The sequence below is a fragment of the Desulfovibrio sp. genome, from assembly GCF_019422935.1.
Classification (GTDB): Bacteria; Desulfobacterota; Desulfovibrionia; order Desulfovibrionales; family Desulfovibrionaceae; genus Desulfovibrio.
In genome coordinates this window covers 38528-55568 of sequence record NZ_JAHZCJ010000012.1, presented here as the reverse complement: position 1 = coordinate 55568, position 17041 = coordinate 38528, and the positions used below count along the sequence as shown (strand labels likewise).

Genomic DNA, 17041 nt, shown 5'->3' with positions numbered 1-17041 from the left:
TAATAGTCCAGCCTCCGTCCGGTCGCTCTATTGCGACCGGACGGTAAAACTGGCAAATTTTCAGGGCAGGATGCTTAGATAAAAGCTAGCTGGACGCGCCGGAAAGGTCAACTTTGATGAAGTCGGCTTCGCTGTTGCGCAAGGAGATGGTTACGCCTGAAAGGCGCAAGGCGACAGGGTCCTTAAGGGGCGCGCGGCCTACAATGGAGACCGTGGTGCCGGGGATAAGACCCATGTCGCGAATGCGGCGGTTCATTTCGCCGAGGGCTTCAACGGCTGCAATCTTTCCCTGCTGTCCTACTTGCATCTGACGCAGATTGACAATCTGGCTCATGCGTGCACTCTCTATGTTTGATGCTGGTGGCGAATTTGTTCAATGGCTTTTAACCGTTCAGGATGGACAGGCCGGGTGTTCAACCCTTGCTGTAATCCACGAAACAACCTTGCCTTCATTACGGTTCTGTGTCAAGAGAAAAGAAAGTCGTTTTCAAATTTGATGACAGATCAGGGCTTTAGTCTGCAACAAGGAGAGGCCATGTTTCCTCAATATGTAGTGCATAGTATGGAAGGCCGGGCGCGTTTGCGCCATCCTGCTCTGGGTGAGGTTGCCGTGCGCAGCGCTGTGCAGAAAACGCTTGGCAAAGAGAAGGACGTGCTTGATGTGCGCCCCGGCTCTGAATCCATGCTGCTGATTCTCAAACCCGGTGTGGACGTTGCCAGCCTGTGCCAGCGGCTAGAGCAGAGCGTGCCGGTTCTGGCCCGTCCTCAGGCCGAGGTGGCTGCTGAGTTGCGCGCCGCGGCACGCGCCCAACGGTGTGAGCAGTGGCGTAGTAAAGGCAGCCACAAAGGGGCATCTGCAACCACGGGGTTCTCTTTGGGCAGCAGGGGCGACAAAAGAAATATTCTGGGAATTTCGCAGCGCAAGCTGGAGGTTCGGGCCATGCTGGGCGTAGCAGGGGTGTGCCTGGCTTCAGGTCTGTCCGGGCCCAAGCCGCTGCATCTGCTGGCGGGTCTTGCCTGGGCCTTGATGGCCAGCCGTCACGTGTGGGTTCGGCGCAAGGCTGTTTAATGAAAGCTTCCGTTGAACGTGTGCGCGCCGCCTGTGCGCGCTACGCCGCATTTGCAGGCAAGTGGCTGCTGACGATCTTTGTGGCTGTGGCAGCTTTTGCGCTTGCGGCACAGGCTCTGGCTCTGGTGCTGGCGGCTCTTGCCCTCTTGGTGATTGCCTTGTGCCTTGCCTCCATGTGCATGCCTGAAGAAAGCCGGGCTGTATGGGCGTGGATGCGTGATACGCTTGGGCGCTGGAGCGCTGTGGCTGGAACAGATAGGACGGATGGTGCGCAATCGCCTGCTGAATCTGTGCCCGCTGAACCAAGGCCGGGTGAACCGTCGCAGCATGAATCGGCGCAAGATGAATCGGTGCAGGCGGCAGGTACTGTCCCCCATGACCCGCAGAGAGGCGACCCCCGGCGATAAGAAGCAGCAAAGTAGGCGGCATCCCTTTCCAGTCTGGCTTTGCAGTACCGCAGACAGCAGCACACCCCCGCGATGGCACAATCTGCGGGGGTGTGCTGTTTTGCCGGGACGTTGAGGGTGCGCCCCGGTTAGAGTGCAAAGCCGCTCCGGGCAGCCCTGCACCTGAAGTATCAGACCTGCGCGGTTTCGGCAGCGCCTTCGGGGGCGCTTTCCGTTTCGTGCCTGCCTGCAACAAGGTTGCGGTGTCCTTCAATTATTTTGCCGATGACTTCCGGTTCTGCCAGCGAAGTGGTGTCGCCGATGTCTTCATAGCTGTCGCCAGCGATCTTGCGCAGCATGCGGCGGATGATCTTGCCCGAGGTGGTCTTGGGCATGGCGTCCACAAACTGGATGAATTCCGGGCTGGCAAGCGCGCCGATGTCGCGGCGCACGGCATCGCGCAGTTTTACGCGCAGTTGCGCGCTCCACGGCACTTCATCCCGCGTAACAACATAGGCGTAGATGCCTTCGCCCTTGAGGGCGTGAGGCATGGGCACCACTGCGGCTTCGCCCACTTCGGGGCACGCAGCCAGCACGGCTTCGATTTCCGCCGTGGAGAGCCGATGCCCAGACACGTTGATGGAATCGTCCACGCGGCCCAGAATCCAGAAGTAGCCGTCCTGATCAACTTCTGCCGCATCGCCTGATGAATAGCAGCCGAAGCGTGAGAAGTAGGACTGGTACTTTTCTTCATCATTATACACGCCCTGCATCATGCCGGGCCAGGGGCGGCGGATGACCAGATGCCCAGCCTTGCTGCCCGCTTCGGCCTCGTCGCCGTCACGCGAGGCAGTGCCTATAACCGCCGCGTCAATGCCGGGCAGAGGCTTTGAGGCCGACCCAGGCTTGAGCTTGGTGGCATAGGGCATGGGAGCGATCATGGCGCCGCCGGTTTCGGTCTGCCACCATGTGTCCACGATGGGCAGCTCGCCGCCGCCGATGTTCTTGTGGTACCACTGCCACGCTTCGGGGTTGATGGGCTCGCCCACGCTGCCGAGAATGCGCAGGCTGCGCAGGTCGTAGCGCTCTGTCCAGGCCTCGTTCATGCGCATAAGCGAGCGGATGACCGTGGGCGCGGTATAGAAGATGTTGACCCGGAAGTTCTCCACAATACGCCAGTAGCGGTCAGGGTAGGGCCATGTGGGCACGCCCTCAAACATGAGCGTGGTGGCCCCGAGCGAAAGCGGCCCGTACACGCCATAGGTGTGGCCTGTGATCCAGCCTGCATCTGCCGTGCACCAGTACACATCGTCATCGCGCATGTCGAAGCACCACTGCGTTGAGTGCGCCGCGTATGTGAGGTAGCCGCCCGTGGAATGCATGACGCCGGTGGGTTTGCCCGTGCTGCCGCTTGTGTGCAGCAGAAAGAGCGTGTCGTTGGCGTCCATGGGTTCGCAGGGGAAGTCCGGGTTAAGGGTAAAGTCATCAATCAGGTCATGCCACCACACATCGCGGTTGCGCTGCATGTTGACGCCGTCAATGCCAGCATGCTTGACCACAACCACGTGCGCCACCGAGGGGCACTTTTCAAGGATGGGATCAAGATTGGCCTTGAGCGGCTTGAACTTGCCCCCGCGCACCGCCGCGTCTGCCGTGATGACAACGCGGGCTTTGCAACCCTGAATACGGCTGCGCACGCCGCCCTCCGCATAGCCGGAAAAGATGGCTGTGTGGATGGCGCCAATGCGGGCGCAGGCCAGCATGGCGATAAAAAGTTCCGGAATCATGGGCATGTACAAAGCCACATGATCGCCCTTGCGAATGCGCAACGAGCTCAAAGCATGTGCAACGCGGCACACTTCAGTATAAAGCATCTGGTAGGTGTAGCAGCGAACGTCAGTTTCCTTCTCGCCCTGCCAGATAAGCGCGGCCTTGTTGCGCCGCCCAGAGATGAGGTGCCTGTCGATACAGTTAAAGGAGGCATTAAGCTTGCCGCCTGTAAACCACTTGTATTTATGGTTTACCTCATCTGCTTCCAGCACTTTGTCCCAGCGTTTGAACCAATGGATCAACTGCGATGCTCGCGCACCCCAAAAGTCGTTGGGGTCTTCCAGTGCGCGGCTGCAGAGAGCGTCATATTCTTCTGGCCCACATACCCATGCAGAAGTTTTGCCGTGCTCAGGTGGAAGATAGCTGCGGTTCTCATTTAACAGCGTTGTGATCCTTTCCTGGGACATGATTAAATCCTCCCTCCTGTGTGTTGCATAGAATTTTTAGAGGTGAAATAATTCCATGGTACAGCACTAAAAACATTTTAGAGAGGCGTCAAGAGCCCGGAATTGATTGATCTTTCAGTCATGCCTGTGCATATTTTCACAATATGGCATAAAAGGCAACCTAGGATACCAGTCCATGCGGATTGGAACGCCATACCAATTGAAGAAATAATTCACAATTGGCGGCAAACTTTTTTTAATTTTTCTTGACTTTTTTCAGCGCCATTCCAGAAAGGGCAAAAAAGTGCTCCGCCATTCAAATCAGATTGGCCAAGGCAAACAGAAACCATCACCGAACGCTTGCAGTAATCGGGTGCCCAGTGGAAAAAAGGAATATGAACGAGGGCAAGCGCAGCTGAAACACTTTTGGCAGCACGGGCGGATTCAGCGAAAGCAGGGGCGCATGTCTTCCTGAATTTTTTTTGGCAAGGAGACTGGTTGTGGGGCTATTGGGGAAGGAAAGGCAGCCATGACGCAGCCCATAGGGCAGCTGTGTCATGGCGAAAGGGGATAGCTGGTCAGGCGCAGGGCAGCATGAGGCCTCTGTCCAGCATGACCTGGGCAAGCTGGGTAACGGGCAGCCCCACTACCGTGCTCCATGAGCCGTCAACGCGCTCAACCAGCACAGCTCCCTGCCCCTGAATGGCATATGCGCCCGCTTTGTCGTGCGGCTCATCGGTGTCCAGGTAGGCTTGCAGCACTGGCTGAGGCCAGTGGTGGAGGAAAACACGGCTGGTGTCGCTGAATGACAGCATGCGAAACGAGCCGACACAGCATTCGTCCACATTGGGGCCAGTAGTGGCGTCGGCAGGCCCCGCTGCTTGCGCAGTGTCAAAAGCTGCATCGGCAGGCAGCAGCAGGCACACGGCGCTGATAACTTCATGTCCGCGACCATTGAGCCGCTCCAGCATGCGCAAGGCGTGGGCCGGGGTTTCCGGCTTGCCAAGAATATCACCATCCACGGCCACCACGGTATCTGCGGCCAGAATCACAGGCTGCAATCCATGGCTGGCAGCGCCTAGCTGGCAAAAGGCATGGCCTGACGCCAGCGCCTTGGCCGTGGCAGCTCGCCGGGTATAGGCCTCCGGGGATTCGCCCTGTTCCGGTCGCGGTTCGTCAGCATTGGTGAGGGCCAGACGGAAGGGGATTCCCCATTCGTTCAAGAATTGCCGCCTGCGAGGCGAGGCCGAAGCCAGAAGCAGCTCAAGGCCTGAGGCCATGCGGAACAGCGGGCGCAGCTGCGCGGACGTATCGGCAGGGGCCGGGCACGGAGCAATATTGTAGGACATGGTAAAGCCTGATTAGCGCTGTGCGGGAGCGTGGCGCAATATTTCGCCGCCCTGCATGTCCAGCACGCAAAAGACGCCGTTTTCTATAAGGCCGTAGGTGCGGGGCGAGCCGCTCTTGGGCAGGGAAAGGGAGCCGGGGTTCCAGAAGTGCAGGCCATCAATGGTTTCGCCGCGCGGCACATGGGTATGCCCGCGCAAGAGCACAGTTCCAGCTTTGATGCCGGGGCAGGGCGGGCGCTCGGGCAGATGGTGCCCGTGGCTGGCAAAAATGCTCAGGCCGTCTGCTTCAATCCATGTGGATTCTGTGACTGCAAAGGGCAGCAGGCACAGGTCAACCTCGGCATCGCAGTTGCCGCGCACTGCCATCACCGGACAGGGCAAGGCCGAAAGATCGGGCATGGTTTGCAGCACAGAGCGGGTGTCGTAGCCCTGCGGCAGGGGATTGCGCGGGCCGTGGTAAACCAGATCGCCCAGCAGCACCAGTGCGTCAGGGGTCAGCTCTCTCGCTTTTTCCAGCAAAAAAAGCAGGCTTTCAACAGATCCGTGCAGGTCGGAGGCGACAAGCAGACGCATCAGGCGCATTCCTTGGCAGCAGGGTGTTCCTTGTTCCACTCTTCAAGGGGAATGGCTTCTTCAACCAGCATGATGGGAATATTGTCGCGCACTGGATAGACCACGCCGCAGGCCTTGCAGGCAAATGCGGCGACAGAACCGTTGTCTTCCAGCGCCACAAGGTTGCCCAGGCATTTGGGACAAGCCAGAATTTGCAGTAACTCGCGGGTTTCCATAGGCATAAAGTATCCTTCTGTTGATCGTGAGGGAGTATTCTATCGCCAAGCGTCTTCCAGTTCAAGGCTTGCCCCATATTGTCATTTTGCGGTATAACAATTATCCCATGAAAGATAGTATGAAGTTCATCGACCTGCACACTCATTCCACCGCTTCTGACGGTACGGACACTCCCGCCCAGCTTGTGGGCAATGCCCATGCCGCAGGCCTTGCAGCAGTGGCCATTACTGACCACGATACCCTGTCTGGCCTTGACGAGGGGCAGCGGACCGGGCGCGAGCTTGGTATTGAGGTTGTGCGCGGCTGCGAAATTTCGACAGGCACGGAACTGGGCGAACTGCACATTCTTGGCCTGTGGCTACCGGAAAATCCCCAGCCTTTGCTGGAAAAACTGCGCTGGCTGCGCGAAATGCGGGCAGAGCGCAATGTAGGCATAGTAAAAAAGTTGCAGGATCTCGGCTACGACATCAGCATGGAAGAAGTGCTGGCGGCGGCCAAGGGCGAAAGCGTGGGGCGACCGCATATCGCGGCTGTGATGCTGCGTAAGGGATTCGCCAAGGATCCCCGGCAGGTTTTCAAGGAATTTTTGGGCAGCCGGGGCAAGGCATATTTGCCCAAAACCGTGCTGGAACCTGATGAAAGCGTTCGGTTGCTGGCCTCCATGGGGGCAACGGTATGCCTGGCGCATCCGCTGCTCTGGAAGGCCCCCTCAGGATGGCTGGATTCCATGGTGGCCCGCCTCAAGGAATACGGGCTCAGCGCCATCGAGGCCTACCACAGCGAGCATTCCGAAGCCGATGTACGCACCTGCCTGGCTCTGGCCAAGCGTTTTGACCTTGGCGTTTCCGGCGGATCGGACTATCACGGATCAAACAAGCCCACGATCCGGCTGGGGCAAGGCTACGGGGGCTTGCGCGTCAGCTCGGCAGTGCTTGAAGACTTGAAAGACCGCCGCAACTCCGCTGGCCTCCATATCTGACCGTTCCCCCTCCATCGCCCGTTTGCGGCGGCCAGGTCAAACCGCTTGCGCAATCGGGTCACCCGATGTACAGCGGTTTTTCACACTTATCTGGAAGGCATTGCATGCGTATTCTTCATAAACAGCAACATCTTCCCCCTCTTGAGGGGCCACGGCTGGAGCCGCATCCTTTTCGTGGTGCAGGGGTGCCCCCTGACGAACACGATGGCGCGCCGCTTGTTCCTGTTGCCCGACCCGAGCGCGGGTCAGCCGCGCAGGGCACTGCCGCCCCACACAGAGAAGCCCCTTCAGGCAAGGACGTAGGCACGGAAGCCTTTGAACTACGCCAGCTTGGCGAAGACGATTTTGAGGAGTTTGAGGCCCTGCTGCGCTACGCCTTTCAGGTCAGCACATCTGAAATGGCCCGCATCGGCTGGTCTGACATGGAGATGAAGCAGTCCAAAATGCCCATATTTGAGGCATCGCACGTCATGGGCTGGTTCTATAAGGGGCACCTTGCCTCGCAGATCGTCATCTACCCTATGGAAGTGAATATCCAGGGCGAAATCTGCAAAATGGGCGGCATCACAGGTGTGGCCACCTATCCCGAATACACGGGCCGTGGGCTGATCCACTCGCTCATTGGCAAAAGCCTTGAATACATGCGCTCGCAGCAGCAGATTGTTTCCTACCTCTGCCCCTATTCCATCCCTTTGTACCGCAAGCACGGCTGGGAAATTGTCTCGGACAAGATGACCTTTGCCATCAAGGACACCCAGTTGCCCAAGCGTCACCCCGTAGACGGGCAGATAGAGCGCGTGGACATCGAGTGCGAAGACCTGCACCGCGTTTACAAGTATTTTGCGCTTCAGGAACACGGCGCGCTCATTCGCGGTAAACTGGAGTGGGAAGAATACTGGCGCTGGGATTCGGACGACGTCATGGCGGCGGTGTACTACAGCGCCGACGGCAAGCCCTTGGGCTATGTTATCTACTACATTGAGAACGAAGTTTTCAGCATCAAGGAAATGGTCTACCTGAACCAGGAGGCCAAGTACGGCATCTGGAACTATATCAGCGCCCATTTTTCCATGATTACCAAGGTGGAAGGAGCCAACTACACTGGCGAACCCATTGCCTTCCAGTTTGAAGACAGTGAAATTGACGAGAGCATTCAGCCCTACGCCATGGCCCGTATTGTGGATGTGCAGCGCTTTATTGAGCTGTACTCCTTCCAGTTTGAAGACCCCAAGCTGACCCTTGAACTGGAAGTGAGTGATGTCATGGCCCCGTGGAACAACGGCATCTTCCATGTAAGTTGGCGTGACGGCCGCACTTTTTGCGAAAAGGTAAATACCTGGAGCACGGGCCATCGCCTTTCGCTGGATATCAAAACGCTCACAACGATGCTGATGGGCTACAAGCGCCCCACCTATCTGTACAACAATGACCGCATCGACATGGACTATCATCTGCTTAAAACGCTGGAGACGCTGATCCCGCCGGACAAACCGTATTTTTCGGATTATTTCTGATTTTCGGGAGCTGGGTTTTCTGGTTGACACATCTGTGGGCAGATGGCAGTTGTACGCCGTTCCGTGGATGCATTGTTCTGTTCTTTTGGGTTTCCGCAGGTCATGCCTTTTTATCCGAGCCCACGCAAAGGAGTATTGGGTATGGCATGGTTTGCATTGAGTTTGGCTGTGGTGACAGAAATTTTGTGGGCGCTCAGCCTCAAGTGGGCTTCTACGCTGGGCAACTGGCAGGCCGCAGCAGTGCCCATTGTACTGAGCTTTGTGAATATGGGCCTGCTGGCACTAGCCATGCGCGGGCTCCCGGCGGGTATGACCTATGCCCTCTGGACAGGTGCTGGCACTGTGGGCGTGGTTCTGGGCGGGGCGCTCTTTTTCGGCGACAAGGTTTCGCTGCCCCAGTTGTTTTTTATCGCCCTTATTATCATCGGCAGCGTAGGAACAAAGTTCTTTTCATCCCAGACATAGGACGTTTTGCCTGCCGCGCGGCATGATCGGCGCGTGAGCATAGTTGCTGCATAAACACAGGGCATGGAACATAAAAAGGCGGGGTTGTCCCCCGCCTTTTGTGTTTCTCGGTATCGCTTGGTGGTGCAATATAAGCAGTTACTTATCCTGCCCGCAGCACTTTTTGTACTTTTTGCCGCTGCCGCAGGGGCAAAGGTCATTGCGCCCAATACGCGGCGCGGCCTTGGCGGGCTTCTTGGGATCTTCCGAAATGCTGCCGCCGCTGGAGTAGGAGAGCTGGGAGCTGCTTTCCTTATGGCGGTATTCCCGCGAAACGGGGGTGTGTTGCGGCTCATCAACCGGGACTTCCACTTCCTGCTGTTCCTGCTCGGCGGCGATAGGCTCAATCTGTACGCGAATGCGCGTAAGGGCGCGGAACACGCTCTCTCGAATCTGGAACAGCATGCCCTGGAACATTTCAAAGCCTTCGCGCTTGTATTCAAGCTTTGGATCGCGCTGTCCGTAGCCGCGCAGGCCTATGCCGTCGCGCAGGGCGTCCATGTTGCGCAAATGTTCTTTCCAGCAGCGGTCAAGCTCTTCCAGCAGGAAGTAACGAAGAATATCGGCATAGGTGGGGCCGGTTTCTGCCTTGAGCTTGTCAAGAATGCCCTGTGCCATAACTTCGGTTTCTTCGCGCTCGGGCAGGCGCGCTCCTTCTTCAAGTACCCTGTCGAGGTTGAAAACCTCGCGCAGACGCGCCAGGGCTGCGGCGCGGGCTTCGTCCTGGCCGTCCACTGGCAGGGATGCCAGCGGGCTGTACACGTCGTCCAGCACATCGCTCATGAATTCCTGCAAAACAGGCTCGAGGTCTTCCTCGACCATGAGCTCGCGGCGCAGGGTGTAGATAACTTCGCGCTGCTGGTTCATGACGTTGTCATAGTCAAGCAGGGTTTTGCGTATCTCAAAGTGGTGGGCTTCAACACGTTTTTGGGCACCTTCCACCGCGCGGGTAACCATGGCGTTCTCAATGGCTTCGCCATCGCGCAGGCCCAGCTTTTCCATGAGGCCCTTGATGCGGTCAGAGCCAAAGAGGCGCATGAGGTCGTCTTCCAGCGAAAGGTAGAAGCGCGAAGAGCCGGGGTCGCCCTGACGGCCCGAGCGGCCACGCAGCTGGTTGTCGATGCGTCGGCTTTCGTGGCGTTCTGTGCCAAGAATGTGCAGGCCGCCCAGATCCACAACGCCTTCGCCCAGCATAATGTCCGTGCCGCGGCCAGCCATGTTGGTGGCAATGGTGACGCGGCCTTTCTGCCCTGCCAGCGCCACAATCTCGGCTTCTTTCTCATGCTGCTTGGCATTGAGCACGCTGTGCGGGATGCCGAGCTTGCTCAGCCTCTGGGAAAGCATTTCGGACGTTTCAATGGAAATTGTGCCCACGAGCACGGGCTGCTCTTTTTTGTGCAGTTCGGCAATGGCTTCAACAATGGCGTCAAACTTTTCCTGCCGCGAACGGTAGATAAGGTCAGGATAATCCTTGCGAACCATGGGCCTGTTGGGCGGAATGGAGATGACCTCAAGGCTGTAGATCTGATGGAATTCCACAGCTTCGGTATCCGCAGTACCCGTCATGCCCGAGAGTTTTTCGTACAGGCGGAAGTAGTTCTGGAAGGTGATTGAGGCAAGCGTCTGGTTTTCAGCGGCGATGGTGACGTGTTCCTTGGCTTCCAGCGCCTGATGCAGGCCATCTGAATAGCGACGGCCAGCCATGAGGCGGCCAGTGAATTCGTCAACAATAATTACTTGGTCTTCCTGAACAATATAGTCCACATCGCGCTTGAAAATCTGATGCGCCTTGAGCGACTGCATCACATGGTGCTGGGCCGTGATGTTGGCTGGGTCAAAAAGGTTGTCCAGCTTGAGCAGCTCTTCGCACCGGGCCACGCCTTCATCGGTGAGCATGGCGGTGCGGGCTTTTTCGTCAACCGTGTAGTGTTCGGGGGTGAGCTGGCGGACAATGTCGTCCACCGTGCGGTACATGCCCACCGATTCATCGGAAGCTCCGGAAATGATGAGCGGCGTTCTGGCTTCGTCGATGAGGATGGAGTCCACTTCGTCCACAATGGCAAAGTTGTGCCCGCGCTGCACCAGCTGGTTGGCGTAGAACTTCATGTTGTCGCGCAGGTAGTCGAAGCCGAATTCGTTGTTGGTGCCGTAGGTGATATCCTTGGCGTATTCGGCTTTGCGCTCTTCGTCGTCAAGGCCGTGTACGATAACGCCGGTGCTCAGCCCGAGGAATTCATACAGCTGGCCCATCCAGGCCGAGTCGCGCTTGGCAAGGTAGTCGTTGACCGTGACCACATGCACGCCCTTGCCAGACAGGGCGTTGAGCACTACAGGCAGGGTCGCCACAAGGGTTTTGCCTTCACCGGTCTTCATTTCGGCAATCTTGCCCTTGTGCAGCACCATGCCGCCGATGAGCTGCACGTCGTAGTGGCGCATGCCCAGTCTGCGGCTTGAGGCCTCGCGCACCAGGGCAAAAACTTCGGGCAGCAGTGCATCCAGCGTTCTGGTGCCGTCCTGCACTTCCTGACGGTATTGCGCTATGCGTACAGGAAAATCTGCATCGGCCAGCTGCTGCATTTCAGGCTCGAACGCATTGATGCGCTGCACCATGGGGTGAAGTTTGCGCAAGTAGCGGTCGTTGGTGCTGCCGAAGATTTTTTTGAAAAGAAAACCAAACATGAAGTCTCCTTACTAGAGCATTTTCACTTTGAAATGCTCGCTTACCACCTAAGTATCTCTACTGTCTCGTCCGTAACGGAGAAGCAACCATGGCCCGGATTTTTCAGAATCCGCGCCGTGCAGACAAACATTTTCGATCTGATCTGTCTAGCGCAATGGTCGGTCGCTTGCGCTGCGCAAACACCAATGTTGGGTGCGCTGCGGAATGTGCTGCATTCGCCATGCTTTGCCCAATTGGACAATTTACGGCATCTCTTAAAAATAAGACATAATATTGAGGTTGGCAATGTGACGCGGCAAAAATATTATCGGTCAGAGAACAGGTGGGGTGGGGCAAGCGCGCCCATATCTCGCCAGCTGGCAGCCACACAAAATTATTTTCTTGCGCGTTCGAGGCCTTGAAGGGCAAGTTTCATGCCGGGCTTGAGAGCAAGGGCCAACTGAAAGAACTGTACCGACCTGTCACGATCGCCCGACTGAAGAAAGACCGCTCCAAAATTGCAGGCGATGGAGGCGCTGCTCTTGACCATTTCTGGTTCCAGATCAAGGGCCTTTACCAGATTTGCCTTGGCCTGGATAAAATCCGCGCCTTCGGCAAAGGCCATGCCTACATTATAATAGAGCGTTGGGTCGTCAGGAGCGATTTTGATGGCGCGCTTGTATTCCGTGATGGCGTCCTGCCAGCGTCCCTGCCTACGCAGGCTGATTCCCAGCTGGTTGAACAGGGCCAGATCTTCCCGCCCAAGTCGTTTGCCCTTGGCCTCAAGGCTGCTGCGCAGAAATTTTTCTGCCTTTTCAGGGTCGCGCTCGCCATAAATACCGGCAATACGGCTTGAAAGGGCGCTGAGGCCATCGGCAGCTTCCCGGTTCATCTGCACCACAGCTTTTTCAAAGAAGGCTTCGGCCTTTTCCACATCACCGTTTGCGAGGTGGGCCTCGCCAAGGCTGACTTTTCGATTTACGTTGAGGGGCGAGATTGAATCCAGTTTTTCGAGGTAGCGCACCTGCTGAGGCACATCGCCTATTTCCTCGTACATTTCTGCCAGCCGCTGGAGTGGGGCGAGGTAAAGATCAGCAGATTTGGCGGCAGATTCATAGGCAATGCGGGCTTTGTCGTATTGCTGGGTGGCGCGGAAAATATCGCCCATGAGCAGAAATGCCGCAGCGCTGCCCGGCTTGAGCTGCAAAACTTTCTGGCAGGCTGTCAGCGCCATGTCGTATTTTTTTTGCGCCAACAGTTTCTTTGCCACGTCAATGACCTGCCCAAGCTTGCTTTGCGGCCTGAGAGTAAAAGCCATTTTTTCAATGAGCGTATTGGCAGAAACAGGCTTGGCGATAAAGTTGTCCGCCCCGACCTCGTGAAGCAGCATCAGGCGGTCGCGCTGCACATCGCTCGTAAGAACAATAATCTTAAGCGCGTTAAAGGCTTGTTTGATCTGGCCAACCAGGAAGCTCAGATCCTGACCGCCAATACTGCGCTCCATAAAGATAAGAGGGGCAGGGTGTCGGGCCAGAATGTCGCGAAGCTCGCGAAGCATCATGCGTGGGTCCGTAATGGCGGTAAAAATGCTTTGCGCTGTAAGCCCCATCTCTTTGGCGAGGGTAAGGCGCAACTGCGTGCAAAAGGCCTGGTCATCGCTCACTGCCAGAATGTGTCCATTCTCTTTCGTAATGTAATTAATGACAGTGTCTTGGTATGAATTAAGCTTTGCCCTGTTTGCGGCATCAATCATGGACATAGGATCTCCTGAATATATTGACAGCTAAGATGACAAATTAGCGCAAAATGGTGAAGAGCGTGCGACGAAAGGGCGTCATCTTGGCAAATTGCCGGAGGGGTGCGGCTCTTTTAGTTTTTTGCAGGGGCAAGCGTCAAGAAGTAAGATTGGCGCGGCAAAAAACCTGGATGACGTGATAAAAATAATGCAAAAATGGCTTGACGTCCAAGGGGAACTTGGATAGAAAAAATCTCCGCGCGATAAGAAGCGATTTTTATCGGCGTTCCCTGGACGGCAGGGAAGGGTGGGTTGAGCCCATCCTGATGCACCCAAAGCGACCACAGTAAGGTCGCAGAGGGTTTTGACATGTGCAGGCGTTACCGAATGCCGGACAATGTCGAGCCGTTCCAGCCCAAAGACGGATCCCACCGCAGCCCCCAGGCCGCGCGTGACCCGGGGCTGTAAGGTAGGGGGATAGCCCCCATTTGGTGACCCTGCGGGACCGCTTAGCCTCTCTTTCTATGGAGTGGCTTAGCCTGGGCGACGCTGGGGAGCATCACGCGGATGATGCAGGCGCGTTCAGGCGTCCAATCTTCCGAATTCTTCCTGAAATTTCAGGCGTGATGCGCGCATTAGCGCAACCCCTTACGTTGCTCCGTTTTTCCGTTCCTTGCCAGGGTGAGGTCGGCCCTTCGGGCCATGCTTCATGGCCCGCGTATGCTGTGAAGGAGCCCGCGCTCGTAGCCCAAAGGGCCGCGCGGGATGTTTTTGCAAACGGAGTAGGCACAATGACGACAGTTAGCAGCGATCGCATTCGGATCAAGCTCAAAGCCTACGATTACCGCATTCTGGATAAAGCCGTTGCGGAAATCGTGGATACGGCGCGCAATACCGGTGCCGGTGTGGCGGGACCAATTCCCCTGCCCACCAACATTCACAAGTACACCGTGCAGCGTTCCGTGCATGTGGACAAAAAGTCCCGTGAGCAGTTTGAAATGCGCATTCACAAGCGGCTCATGGATATCCTGGAACCCACGCAGCAGACCGTCGACGCGCTGGGCAAGCTTTCGTTGCCCGCCGGTGTGGACGTGGAAATCAAGCTCTAGCGAGAGGCAGTCATGGCTGAGAAAATGGGAATTTTGGGTCGCAAACTTGGTATGACCCGCATATTTGACGGCGCTGGCGCTGCCGTGCCTGTCACGGTGATTGAGGCCGGTCCGTGCCCCGTCACCCAGGTCAAAACTGCGGATACTGACGGCTACAACGCCGTTCAGATCGCGCTGACCCCCGCTAAGGAAAAGCACAGCACCAAGGCTATGCAGGGACACTTCGCCAAGGCTGGCAAGGGTCTTTTCCGCCATCTGCGCGAAATCCGCCTTGCGGGTGCGCCGGAACAGGAGCTGGGTCAGGAACTGACCGTTGAAATTTTCGCCGCAGGCGATACGGTCAAGGTGACCGGCACAAGCATGGGTAAAGGCTACCAGGGGCGCATGCGCCGCTGGAATTTCGCCGGTTCCAAAGATACCCACGGCTGCGAAAAGGTGCACCGCAACAATGGTTCCATTGGTAACAACACCTTTCCTGGCCATGTTTTTAAGGGTCGGAAAATGGCGGGCCATTGGGGCAATGAAACCGTTACGGAAATGGGCCTGACCATCGTTGATGTGCGTCCTGAGGACAACGTCATTCTGGTCAAAGGTTCCGTGCCCGGCCCCAAGAACGGGCTGGTGCTGATCCGCAAGCAGTAGAGGAAGCAGCAATGGCTACCGTGAAAGTATATGACCAGAACAAGCAGGAAAGCGGCGAAATCACGCTGGCTTCCGACGTGTTCGAAATCGAGGTGAGGCCCGAAATCCTCAATCTCGTGGCGCGCGCCCAGATGGCGGCCAAACGCGCCGGCACGCATATGGCAAAGACCCGTGCGCTGGTTTCCGGCGGCGGCGTTAAGCCCTGGAAGCAGAAGGGTACGGGCCGCGCCCGTTCCGGCTCCAACCGTTCGCCCATTTGGCGCGGTGGTGCCGTTATCTTCGGACCCAGCCCCCGCGATTACAGCTTCAAGGTTAACAGCAAGGTGCGCGCCCTGGCCATGAAGATGGCCCTGTCGAGCCGCCTGGCTGCCGCGACCCTGATGGTGGTCAAGGGTATTGAACTGCCCGAAGCCAAGACCAAGCATTTCGCCAAGGTTGCCGACACGCTGGGCCTTTCCAAGGCTCTCATCGTGGCGCCCGCAGAAGACAGCGCGCTGGTTCGTTCCGCTCGCAATATTCCGGGCCTCACCATGACCACTGTCGATCGCCTGAGCGTGCTTGAAATCCTCAAGCACAAGCAGCTCGTTCTGCTTGAAGGCGCTATCGAACCTGTTCAGGCTCGTTTCGCAAAGAAGGGGGCGTAAGATGGAAACCACTTCTGTTCTGCTCAAGCCCCTGCTGACCGAAAAGACGACCTTGATCAAGGACGAAGCCCAGCAGGTGGCCTTTATGGTCCACACCCTGGCCAACAAGCTTGAAATCAAGCAGGCCGTGGAAAAGGCTTTTGATGTTAAAGTGGAAGCCGTCAACGTAGTGCGCCGCGCCCCCATGAACAGGGAGCGCCAGGGTCGCGTTGTTGGCCGTAAGCCCGGCTGGAAGAAAGCGTATGTTACGCTGCGCCAGGGCGATAAAATTGAGTTCTTCGAGGGAGTGTAATCATGGCTGTCCGCAAGCTGAAACCGACCTCCGCGGGGCGTCGCTTCCAGACGGTTTCCGACTTTGAGGAAATCACCCGGACGCGCCCTGAGAAGTCGCTCACTGAAGGCCTCACCAAAAAGGCCGGTCGCAACAATCTGGGTCGAGTCACCAGCCGCCGTCGCGGTGGTGGCGTCAAGCGTCTGTACCGCATCATCGATTTCAAGCGCGATAAGACCGGCATTGAAGCCACTGTTGCGCACATTGAATACGATCCCAACCGTACCGCCCGTATCGCGCTGCTGCACTATTCGGACGGCGAAAAGCGCTACATCCTCGCTCCGGTTGGCTTGAAGCAGGGTGACAAGATCATGTCCGGCATCAACGAGCGCAATGGCGTCGTGGCCGACATCAAACCCGGCAATGCTTTGCAGATGGCCCGCATTCCTGTGGGTACCGTTGTGCACAACATTGAGCTTTACCCCGGCAAGGGCGGCCAGATGTGCCGCGCAGCCGGTACCTACGCCCAGCTGGTCGCCAAAGAAGGCAACTACGCCCTGCTGCGTCTGCCTTCGGGCGAAGTGCGCAAGGTGCTTGCTACCTGCGTGGCTACCGTGGGTCAGGTGGGCAACGTGCATCACGAAACCATCTCTCTGGGCAAAGCTGGCCGCAACCGCTGGCTGGGTCGTCGTCCCAAGGTTCGCGGCGTTGCCATGAACCCCATCGACCACCCCCTGGGCGGTGGCGAAGGCAGAAGCTCTGGTGGCCGTCATCCTGTGTCGCCTTGGGGTATGCCTGCCAAGGGTTACAAGACCCGCGACAAGAAGAAGGCCTCTTCCCGGCTGATCATCAAACGCCGCGGCCAGAAGTAGGAGTAGCTCATGCCGAGATCGTTGAAAAAAGGGCCGTTTGTTGACGGCCATCTGATGAAAAAGGTCGACAGCACCGTGGCGAACAGCGACCGCCGTGTAGTCAAGACCTGGTCGCGCCGCTCGACCATCCTGCCCGAAATGGTGGGACTGACCTTTGCGGTGCACAATGGCAAGAAGTTCGTGCCGGTGTTCGTTACCGAAAACATGGTTGGCCACAAGCTGGGTGAATTCTCGCCCACTCGTACCTTCCATGGGCATGCCGCCGACAAAAAGGCCAAGGCCGGCAAGAAGTAGGGTAGGCAT

General features: G+C 57.2%; 18 protein-coding genes. 11 read left to right on the top strand and 7 right to left on the bottom strand.

What is annotated here, in order from left to right; genetic code table 11:
* Positions 1–85: 85 nt before the first annotated feature.
* Positions 86–334 carry a FeoA family protein gene (locus QZ383_RS13805; protein WP_022658134.1) on the bottom strand — a complete coding sequence of 83 codons (249 nt, stop codon included), beginning with the start codon at positions 332–334 and terminating at the stop codon, positions 86–88.
* A gap of 201 nt (positions 335–535) precedes the next feature.
* Between QZ383_RS13805 and QZ383_RS13800 the strand changes: the two genes are divergently transcribed.
* Together QZ383_RS13800 and QZ383_RS13795 are read left to right on the top strand one after the other, a co-directional pair.
* Entirely contained in the window at positions 536–1069 is a 534-nt protein-coding gene (locus tag QZ383_RS13800; RefSeq protein ID WP_291446275.1) for a hypothetical protein, read from the top strand.
* Positions 1069–1476, top strand: coding sequence for a hypothetical protein (locus tag QZ383_RS13795; RefSeq protein WP_291446273.1), 408 nt, complete (start codon positions 1069–1071; stop codon positions 1474–1476). The genes QZ383_RS13800 and QZ383_RS13795 overlap by 1 nt, the downstream gene beginning before the upstream one ends.
* Before the next feature lie 170 nt (positions 1477–1646).
* Here the strand turns inward: QZ383_RS13795 and acs are convergent, their stop codons facing one another.
* The 4 genes from acs to QZ383_RS13775 form a co-directional block, all read right to left on the bottom strand.
* Entirely contained in the window at positions 1647–3692 is a 2046-nt protein-coding gene (acs, locus tag QZ383_RS13790; RefSeq protein ID WP_291446271.1) for an acetate--CoA ligase, read from the bottom strand.
* A gap of 557 nt (positions 3693–4249) precedes the next feature.
* A complete protein-coding gene (locus tag QZ383_RS13785; protein ID WP_291446403.1) occupies positions 4250–4951 on the bottom strand; it encodes a Maf family protein in 702 nt (233 codons plus the stop codon).
* 81 nt (positions 4952–5032) lie between these two features.
* Positions 5033–5593 carry a phosphodiesterase gene (gene yfcE / locus QZ383_RS13780; protein ID WP_291446270.1) on the bottom strand — a complete coding sequence of 187 codons (561 nt, stop codon included), beginning with the start codon at positions 5591–5593 and terminating at the stop codon, positions 5033–5035.
* The gene (locus QZ383_RS13775) at positions 5593–5814 is read right to left on the bottom strand and encodes a Trm112 family protein (RefSeq protein WP_291446269.1); all 222 of its coding nucleotides are present in this window, start codon (positions 5812–5814) and stop codon (positions 5593–5595) included. Before QZ383_RS13775 ends, yfcE begins: the two co-directional genes overlap by 1 nt.
* Positions 5815–5915: 101 nt before the next feature.
* Between QZ383_RS13775 and QZ383_RS13770 the strand changes: the two genes are divergently transcribed.
* The 3 genes from QZ383_RS13770 to QZ383_RS13760 all read left to right on the top strand — a co-directional run bounded on the left by QZ383_RS13770 (position 5916) and on the right by QZ383_RS13760 (position 8767).
* Complete coding sequence (locus QZ383_RS13770) at positions 5916–6788, top strand: PHP domain-containing protein (RefSeq protein WP_291446267.1); 873 nt, start codon at positions 5916–5918, stop codon at positions 6786–6788.
* Between the two features lie 104 nt (positions 6789–6892).
* Positions 6893–8302 (top strand): GNAT family N-acetyltransferase, encoded by a 1410-nt coding sequence (locus tag QZ383_RS13765; RefSeq protein ID WP_291446265.1) that lies wholly within the window; start codon positions 6893–6895, stop codon positions 8300–8302.
* Positions 8303–8443: 141 nt separating this feature from the next.
* On the top strand, positions 8444–8767 hold the full coding sequence (locus QZ383_RS13760) for a multidrug efflux SMR transporter (RefSeq protein WP_291446263.1): 324 nt from the start codon (positions 8444–8446) through the stop codon (positions 8765–8767).
* Positions 8768–8905: 138 nt separating this feature from the next.
* Here QZ383_RS13760 and secA read toward each other — a convergent pair whose 3' ends face one another.
* Together secA and QZ383_RS13750 are read right to left on the bottom strand one after the other, a co-directional pair.
* The gene (gene secA / locus QZ383_RS13755; protein WP_291446261.1) at positions 8906–11485 is read right to left on the bottom strand and encodes a preprotein translocase subunit SecA; all 2580 of its coding nucleotides are present in this window, start codon (positions 11483–11485) and stop codon (positions 8906–8908) included.
* 374 nt (positions 11486–11859) lie between these two features.
* Positions 11860–13224 (bottom strand): tetratricopeptide repeat protein, encoded by a 1365-nt coding sequence (locus tag QZ383_RS13750; RefSeq protein ID WP_291446259.1) that lies wholly within the window; start codon positions 13222–13224, stop codon positions 11860–11862.
* 767 nt (positions 13225–13991) lie between these two features.
* Between QZ383_RS13750 and rpsJ the strand changes: the two genes are divergently transcribed.
* From rpsJ to rpsS, 6 genes are read left to right on the top strand one after another with little or no spacing between them, the layout of a single operon-like run.
* Positions 13992–14309 carry a 30S ribosomal protein S10 gene (rpsJ, locus tag QZ383_RS13745; protein ID WP_022658146.1) on the top strand — a complete coding sequence of 106 codons (318 nt, stop codon included), beginning with the start codon at positions 13992–13994 and terminating at the stop codon, positions 14307–14309.
* Positions 14310–14321: 12 nt separating this feature from the next.
* Entirely contained in the window at positions 14322–14951 is a 630-nt protein-coding gene (gene rplC, locus QZ383_RS13740) for a 50S ribosomal protein L3 (protein ID WP_240824100.1), read from the top strand.
* A gap of 11 nt (positions 14952–14962) precedes the next feature.
* Entirely contained in the window at positions 14963–15595 is a 633-nt protein-coding gene (rplD, locus tag QZ383_RS13735; RefSeq protein ID WP_291446257.1) for a 50S ribosomal protein L4, read from the top strand.
* A 1-nt stretch (position 15596) separates the two neighbouring features.
* Positions 15597–15887 (top strand): 50S ribosomal protein L23, encoded by a 291-nt coding sequence (gene rplW / locus QZ383_RS13730; protein WP_192113624.1) that lies wholly within the window; start codon positions 15597–15599, stop codon positions 15885–15887.
* A gap of 2 nt (positions 15888–15889) precedes the next feature.
* Positions 15890–16738, top strand: a complete 849-nt coding sequence (rplB, locus tag QZ383_RS13725; RefSeq protein ID WP_240824104.1) for a 50S ribosomal protein L2 — start codon at positions 15890–15892, stop codon at positions 16736–16738.
* A gap of 9 nt (positions 16739–16747) precedes the next feature.
* Positions 16748–17032 (top strand): 30S ribosomal protein S19, encoded by a 285-nt coding sequence (rpsS, locus tag QZ383_RS13720; protein ID WP_022658151.1) that lies wholly within the window; start codon positions 16748–16750, stop codon positions 17030–17032.
* Positions 17033–17041: the final 9 nt, after the last annotated feature.

Excerpts from the sequence above, each read along its gene's own strand:
- QZ383_RS13805 (WP_022658134.1), bottom strand. The coding sequence starts at position 334 with ATGAGCCAGATTGTCAATCTGCGTCAGATGCAAGTAGGACAGCAGGGA.
- QZ383_RS13800 (WP_291446275.1), top strand. The coding sequence starts at position 536 with ATGTTTCCTCAATATGTAGTGCATAGTATGGAAGGCCGGGCGCGTTTG.
- QZ383_RS13795 (WP_291446273.1), top strand. The coding sequence starts at position 1,069 with ATGAAAGCTTCCGTTGAACGTGTGCGCGCCGCCTGTGCGCGCTACGCC.
- acs (WP_291446271.1), bottom strand. The coding sequence starts at position 3,692 with ATGTCCCAGGAAAGGATCACAACGCTGTTAAATGAGAACCGCAGCTAT.
- QZ383_RS13785 (WP_291446403.1), bottom strand. The coding sequence starts at position 4,951 with ATGGCCTCAGGCCTTGAGCTGCTTCTGGCTTCGGCCTCGCCTCGCAGG.
- yfcE (WP_291446270.1), bottom strand. The coding sequence starts at position 5,593 with ATGCGTCTGCTTGTCGCCTCCGACCTGCACGGATCTGTTGAAAGCCTG.
- QZ383_RS13775 (WP_291446269.1), bottom strand. The coding sequence starts at position 5,814 with ATGCCTATGGAAACCCGCGAGTTACTGCAAATTCTGGCTTGTCCCAAA.
- QZ383_RS13770 (WP_291446267.1), top strand. The coding sequence starts at position 5,916 with ATGAAAGATAGTATGAAGTTCATCGACCTGCACACTCATTCCACCGCT.
- QZ383_RS13765 (WP_291446265.1), top strand. The coding sequence starts at position 6,893 with ATGCGTATTCTTCATAAACAGCAACATCTTCCCCCTCTTGAGGGGCCA.
- QZ383_RS13760 (WP_291446263.1), top strand. The coding sequence starts at position 8,444 with ATGGCATGGTTTGCATTGAGTTTGGCTGTGGTGACAGAAATTTTGTGG.
- secA (WP_291446261.1), bottom strand. The coding sequence starts at position 11,485 with ATGTTTGGTTTTCTTTTCAAAAAAATCTTCGGCAGCACCAACGACCGC.
- QZ383_RS13750 (WP_291446259.1), bottom strand. The coding sequence starts at position 13,224 with ATGTCCATGATTGATGCCGCAAACAGGGCAAAGCTTAATTCATACCAA.
- rpsJ (WP_022658146.1), top strand. The coding sequence starts at position 13,992 with ATGACGACAGTTAGCAGCGATCGCATTCGGATCAAGCTCAAAGCCTAC.
- rplC (WP_240824100.1), top strand. The coding sequence starts at position 14,322 with ATGGCTGAGAAAATGGGAATTTTGGGTCGCAAACTTGGTATGACCCGC.
- rplD (WP_291446257.1), top strand. The coding sequence starts at position 14,963 with ATGGCTACCGTGAAAGTATATGACCAGAACAAGCAGGAAAGCGGCGAA.
- rplW (WP_192113624.1), top strand. The coding sequence starts at position 15,597 with ATGGAAACCACTTCTGTTCTGCTCAAGCCCCTGCTGACCGAAAAGACG.
- rplB (WP_240824104.1), top strand. The coding sequence starts at position 15,890 with ATGGCTGTCCGCAAGCTGAAACCGACCTCCGCGGGGCGTCGCTTCCAG.
- rpsS (WP_022658151.1), top strand. The coding sequence starts at position 16,748 with ATGCCGAGATCGTTGAAAAAAGGGCCGTTTGTTGACGGCCATCTGATG.